The organism is Aquipluma nitroreducens, assembly GCF_009689585.1.
Taxonomy (GTDB): domain Bacteria; phylum Bacteroidota; class Bacteroidia; order Bacteroidales; family Prolixibacteraceae; genus Aquipluma; species Aquipluma nitroreducens.
This window is the reverse complement of the sequence record NZ_AP018694.1, coordinates 3,885,788-3,892,500: the sequence shown is the minus strand read 5'-3', so window position 1 is coordinate 3,892,500 and position 6,713 is coordinate 3,885,788. Positions and strand designations below refer to the sequence as shown.

The window sequence follows — 6,713 nt, the reverse complement described above, 5'->3', positions numbered from 1 at the left end:
TGTTGTTTCTCTTCGTCTTTTGATCTTCTTATTCTCCGTACTCTTAACTTAGGTACTCATGTACTTTGTCGCTTTGGTACTTCTTTTCAGTGGAGAATAAGGGAGTCGAACCCTTGACCCTCTGCGTGCAAGGCAGATGCTCTAGCCAACTGAGCTAATCCCCCGGTTGTGAAGATTAGAAGATTAGAATCCTGAAGATTAGAATGTAATCATTAGCATTGCTGCTTCATTTTTTATTCTAACATTCTACCACTCTAATATTCTGATATTCCTGTAGTCCCGCCCAGATTTGAACTGGGGACCCCTACATTATCAGTGTAGTGCTCTAACCAACTGAGCTACGAGACTGTTATTTTCAAGATTTTAGATTTTAGACTTCAGATTTTAGACTCTTTTCAGATTGTTTAGATCCACTGCTTCGGTCTTCTGTCTTCGGTCTTCTATCTTATTCCCAAAACTTCAATCTCTCTACAATATTTTTAAAAAGGAAAAGGAAAACAATTCTTATCGGCAATTAATTAATCTTCGTCTTGTCAATAGAGCTCCAGAAAGGAGGTGTTCCAGCCACACCTTCCGGTACGGCTACCTTGTTACGACTTAACACCAGTTACTAGTTTTACCCTAGGCCGCTCCTCGCGGTTACAGACTTCAGGTACCCCCAGCTTCCATTGTTTGACGGGCGGTGTGTACAAGGCCCGGGAACGTATTCACCGCATCATGGCTGATATGCGATTACTAGCGAATCCAGCTTCACGAAGTCGGGTTGCAGACTTCGATCCGAACTGAGACAAGCTTTAGAGATTAGCATCCTGTCACCAGGTAGCTGCCCTTTGTACTTGCCATTGTAACACGTGTGTAGCCCTGGACATAAGGGCCGTGCTGATTTGACGTCATCCCCACCTTCCTCACACCTTACGGTGGCAGTCTCGCTAGAGTCCCCGGCATGACCCGCTGGCAACTAACGATAAGGGTTGCGCTCGTTATGGGACTTAACCCGACACCTCACGGCACGAGCTGACGACAACCATGCAGCACCTTGAAGAACGTCCGAAGAAGGCAACCTTTCGGCTGCTGTCGTTCCCCATTTAAGCCCAGGTAAGGTTCCTCGCGTATCATCGAATTAAACCACATGTTCCTCCGCTTGTGCGGGCCCCCGTCAATTCCTTTGAGTTTCAACCTTGCGATCGTACTCCCCAGGTGGATCACTTAATGCTTTCGCTTGGCCGCATACTGTGTATCGCATACAGCGAGTGATCATCGTTTACGGCGTGGACTACCAGGGTATCTAATCCTGTTCGCTCCCCACGCTTTCGTGCATCAGCGTCAGTGACAGTTTAGTAAGCTGCCTTCGCAATCGGTGTTCTGTGTAATATCTAAGCATTTCACCGCTACACTACACATTCCGCTTACCTCAATTGTACTCAAGCTCTTCAGTATCAATGGCAATTCTATCGTTAAGCGACAGGATTTCACCACTGACTTAAAAAGCCGCCTACGCACCCTTTAAACCCAATGAATCCGGATAACGCTCGCATCCTCCGTATTACCGCGGCTGCTGGCACGGAGTTAGCCGATGCTTATTCATACACTACCGTCGGGGCAGGACACGTCCTGCTTTTTCTTGGTGTATAAAAGAAGTTTACGACCCATAGGGCCTTCATCCTTCACGCGGGATGGCTGGTTCAGGCTTGCGCCCATTGACCAATATTCCTCACTGCTGCCTCCCGTAGGAGTCTGGTCCGTGTCTCAGTACCAGTGTGGGGGATCATCCTCTCAGAACCCCTAGACATCGTAGTCTTGGTGAGCCGTTACCTCACCAACTAACTAATGTCACGCATGCCCATCTTTAACCGCCGGAGCTTTATCTGAATCCCCATGCGGAAACTCAGAACTATGAGGTATTAATCCACATTTCTATGGGCTATCCCTCTGTTAAAGGTAGGTTGCATACGCGTTACTCACCCGTGCGCCACTCTCACCCCGATTGCTCGGGGATCCCGTTCGACTTGCATGTGTTAGGCCTCCCGCTAGCGTTCATCCTGAGCCAGGATCAAACTCTTCGTTGTAATATAAAAGTTAAATATTTTCCTCGCTCTGACGTAACTCAATTTCTATTCTTGCGTCTCTTCCTTGTTTTTCCTTTTCCCAATATTTTCAATGAACTCTCTGCCCTTAGGCTATCGTTTCCCCACCCTTAATACTACCTCTTGCGAAGCGTCCTCCAAATGAGAAAATCTATTCTGTGTTTGTTTTAGCGGCTGCAAAGGTAATCGTTAAATTTTAACTTCCTAATACTTTTTAAATATTATTTATTTTTTATTCTAACAACTTACGATACAACCATTTAAAGAACTTTTGCTTCACTTTCTGCATTGCTGCTTTTCTGTTTAGCGGCTGCAAAGATAGACCCCTTTTCTTCATTTCCAAACACTATACAAACCTTTTTTTAAACTAATTTATACCGCATATTCTCTCTTTCTGTAGATCAGACTGTTATAAAACATGAAGACCTATGAAAAAATACTGAACCTCCTTCTCTATTCGTTCAAAAGAACCCGAACAAGGGGTTTGGGTTCTCAAAAAAGAGGATTAAACCGCTTCTATAAGTTATATTCTATTTCGTACCGCGTCTACTTCCAGTATAAAGATCAGGTTAAATTTAACTCTTAAAATTAGTGAAACGAACAGAAGGAAGTAAACCTAAACCACAACTTGATTCGTTAATTGAATAAGATCAACACTCGCCTGAAACAGGAAAGTTGCAATAAAACATTTTAACTTCCGTTTCATCTTAAACGAATTAAATCAATTTAAAGTAGAAAGTCATCAAATACTATTGACTGTAATAAAATAGAAACCAATAAGATACTACAAATGAGTAATACCTTAAGGAAACATTTACTTGCATTAATTATCACTGCGGTTCCAATGCTAACCTTTGCGCAAAGCAATTTAATAGCTTCTGCTGCTGACTCAACAGATATTAAAGGGCAGTTCGAACATTTGTACAAAAAGTCCAACACTTTTGAACAACACAAAGTTATTCAGATAAGTGATTACAACACACTAAAGCAAAATGCTACGGACAGTATCCGAAAGTATAAAAAAGAGGTAACTAATCATTTACAAGAGATTAATAGTTTGAATACCAAACTGGAAGCCAGTAATACGATGGTTACACAATTGAAGGAGGAATTGTCAACAACTCAAAATATGCAAGACAGTGTCAGCCTTCTAGGAATGGAAGTAAACAAGAATGCATATAGTTTAATCATGTGGGGAGTTATATTTTGTATGGCAATCATTAGTACCATTTTGTTTTTGATGTATAAACGAGGACATCAGGTAGTAAAGGAAGCTAAAACCAGATTGATTGAAGTGCAGGAAGATCTTGAAAAACTCAGGAAAAGTGCTATAGCGCGCGAACAAAAGCTAGGACATGAACTGCAAACCTATAAAATGAGGCACAAAGATTAAGAAATAAATAGATTCATCGAGGAAACAGTGAAACTTCAAGTCAGAATAAAGCCAGTTCGATTCAAGTTTGCCGATGTTTCAATGCAAACTACAAAGCAAAAGTGTAACTGAATTTTATTGACACCAATACGGGATAACTCTTTTGAATTGAAAATTCAGGCATATTACTGAAAAATAGTTGGTAAAAAGCTCTGTAGAGCTCATTGCTATTGATATTACAGGAAGTTTGATGAAATTGGTTTCATCAAACTTTTTATGTTTATGAAAAAATCAAAAAAAACGCTGTTGGGCATGTGGTTATACTGATGTAATTCGTTGGGGAAAACAAAACGGGAAACAACGTTTTAAGTGCAAAAGGTGTGATATTTTTCTAACCGATAATCGACCAGAGCAGCGTGTCCAAAACAGGTTCGTTTGGTTTCGGAAATGGGTTCTGGAACGTCAGACATATCAGACATTAAGCAGAGACAGCGGTTTGTGCAGGGATACACTTCAACGGACATTCTACCAGTTATTAGAGCAAGCCCCTCGGATAAAAATAATCAAGCGAGAGGGTGTTCATTTTCGAATAGATGCTACCTATTTTGCAAAGTTTTGTGTGGTATGTTATCAGGACGACTATGACGGCTATACTCAGTTATTGCGTTTTACTGATGGGGAGCATTATGAAGAGATCAGGGAAGATCTTGCTAATTTGCTCAAGCTGGGGATACAGATTGAAAGTATCACAAGCGATGGTCATAAAAGTGCTCTGAAAGCCATCCGGAAGTCAGTTCCTGATGCCATTGTGCAGCGTTGCCTGGTTCATATTCAACGCATGTGCCTGATATGGCTGACCCGTTATCCCAGGCACCCAGCAGGACAACAGTTACGCAGATTGGTGCTACAGATTCTTAAAATCGAAACTGAAAATGACCGTATTTACTGGACCAGAGAATTTCTAAGTTGGCATGAATTTCACAAAGATTACCTGAATGAACGAACCTATAATACAGAAACCGGGAGGTATTGGTATACCCATAAACTACTCAGGCGTTCTTATATAACCATCAAACGGGCTTTGCCAAACATGTTTCATTACCTGTCAAACCCTGCTATTCCAAAGACCACAAATGGGATAGAAGGCTATTTCAGTCATCTGAAAAATCACCTGGATATCCATCGTGGATTAACGGTAAAACATCGGATCAACTTCATCAAATGGTACATCTATTTTACAAACGAAAAATGAGTTTTTTTAGCCATGTAGCATCCCAGTAATACAAAAAGGCAGCCAAACTGACTGCCCTTGTATTACTGTAAATGCATTAATCTTATTGCTGACAAGTTGATCTCCACCAGAGCCTGTTTCCTCTTCAGATTAATGGCGGGAGTTTACAAATTATTATTCTAAAAATCACCAACTATTTTTCAGTACATTACCAAAATTCAGGACTTTCCAAAAAAAATAACGAGGGCCCCACATTAAGTGAAGCCCTCGCCTATTTGTTCTAAAATATACTTACGACATTTCAATTTTATAAGCTGCGAGATCTTCAACCACCGAACTGCGGATGAACTCTGCATGGCCTTTTACCAATGATTTGGTTAGTTTAATGAATACTTTTGCTGATTTGGTAAATGATGCATCGCGATTGCTATCAACAACCAACAGGTAGCTCATAATGATGAATCCAGCCATTTCGACTAAGCGACGTGCATGGAAATCGATAAATTCATTGTCATTACTATCAACTACCTTGGCGACAGCTTGCTCGTAATCATCGGTAAGGATGATCAGCGTGCGGCGCATGAATTCCAGTTCAGGAGTGATTTTCTGAGACTCGTATTCACGAATCTGAGCCAGGTAACCTCCGGTTGTTACGCCACGGATGGCTGCAACAACCTGCAACTGGGTTGTTCCTTCGTAAATAGAGGTAATACGGGCATCACGATAAATTCGTTCAACCGGATAATCTTTCATGAAACCTGAACCGCCGTGAATCTGAACCGCATCGTAAGCCAACTGATTACAGAATTCGCTGGCGATACCTTTACCCAGCGGAGTAAAGAGGTCGGCCAACTTCTGATATTTCTTCATTTCAGCCTTTTCGTCTTTGTCTAAGGCGCGTTCTTCTGAAATATGAGCGTATGTTTTATACATGTCGACAAAACGGGCTGTTTCGTACAATAAAGTACGCGAAGCATCCAGTTTCGCTTTCATCGTAGTGATCATTTCATACACCGCAGGAAATTTAATGATAGCTTTTCCGAACTGCATGCGCTCTTTGGCATAAGCCAAAGCTTCGCGGTAAGCCGATTCTGAAACACCAACTGACTGTGCGTGAATACCCAAACGGGCACCATTCATCAAAGCCATAACATATTTGATCAACCCCATTTTACGATCGCCCACTAATTCGCCTGGAGCGTCTTTAAATACCAGCTCGCAGGTTGGTGAACCAATGATCCCCATTTTGTGTTCGATGCGACGAACAGTGACTCCGCCATTGCGTTTGTCGTAGATAAACATTGACAGACCACGACCATCTTTTGTTCCAGCTTCTGAACGAGCCAATACCAGTGCAATGTCGCCATCGCCATTGGTGATGAAGCGTTTTACACCATTCAACATCCAGGTACCTTTCTTTTCATCCCAGGTTGCTTTTAACTGAACAGCCTGCAAATCGGAACCTGCATCTGGCTCAGTTAAATCCATAGCCATGGTTTCTCCGGCACAAACGCGCGGTAAATATTTCATTTTTTGCTCTTCCGACGCAAATTCGTTGATGGTTTCAGCACAATCCTGAAGTCCCCAGATGTTCACAAATCCGGCATCAGCGCGTGAAACAATATCCGCAGCCATAATATAAGGTACTATCGGGAAGTTCAGGCCATCGTATTTCCGTGGTAACGACATTCCCATCAGGCCGGCTTTCCGGAGTGCATTAATGTTTACTTCAGTGCCACTGGCATAAATTACACGGCCATCAACAACGCTTGGGCCTTCAGCATCGATGCCTTCCGCATTCGGAGCAACAATGTCGCCGCAGATTTCACCCACAACTTCCAGCACTTTGTCGAAACTATCCTGTGCATCTTCATAATCCATGGGTGCAAAATTGAATTTCTTCTGTTCTTCGAAATTCCGTTCTTTCAGCCGAACAATTTTCTCCATCAGCGGATGGGTCAAATGGAATTTCAGGTCTTTATTGTCAGTATAAAAATTAGCCATTTCCTTAAATTTAAGTCATTAG

The 6,713-nt window shown here is 42.1% G+C and carries 2 protein-coding genes, 2 tRNA genes, 1 rRNA gene and 1 pseudogene; 2 read left to right on the top strand and 4 right to left on the bottom strand.

Features of this window, described 5'->3' with window-relative positions:
* Positions 1–90 precede the first annotated feature (90 nt).
* The 3 genes from AQPE_RS16315 to AQPE_RS16305 form a co-directional block, all read right to left on the bottom strand.
* Positions 91–164, bottom strand: a tRNA-Ala gene (locus tag AQPE_RS16315).
* A 110-nt stretch (positions 165–274) separates the two neighbouring features.
* Positions 275–348 (bottom strand) — tRNA-Ile (locus AQPE_RS16310).
* Positions 349–548: 200 nt separating this feature from the next.
* Positions 549–2,066: ribosomal RNA gene (locus AQPE_RS16305) — 16S ribosomal RNA — on the bottom strand.
* Positions 2,067–2,874: 808 nt separating this feature from the next.
* Between AQPE_RS16305 and AQPE_RS16300 the strand changes: the two genes are divergently transcribed.
* Both AQPE_RS16300 and AQPE_RS16295 read left to right on the top strand, forming a co-directional pair.
* Positions 2,875–3,477 (top strand): hypothetical protein, encoded by a 603-nt coding sequence (locus AQPE_RS16300; protein WP_318347561.1) that lies wholly within the window; start codon positions 2,875–2,877, stop codon positions 3,475–3,477.
* A 292-nt stretch (positions 3,478–3,769) separates the two neighbouring features.
* Positions 3,770–4,708: pseudogene (locus AQPE_RS16295) on the top strand (IS256 family transposase, variant Zn-binding type); the annotation flags it as partial.
* Between the two features lie 270 nt (positions 4,709–4,978).
* Here AQPE_RS16295 and AQPE_RS16290 read toward each other — a convergent pair.
* Positions 4,979–6,691 carry an acyl-CoA dehydrogenase family protein gene (locus AQPE_RS16290; RefSeq protein WP_318347560.1) on the bottom strand — a complete coding sequence of 571 codons (1,713 nt, stop codon included), beginning with the start codon at positions 6,689–6,691 and terminating at the stop codon, positions 4,979–4,981.
* Positions 6,692–6,713 lie beyond the last annotated feature (22 nt).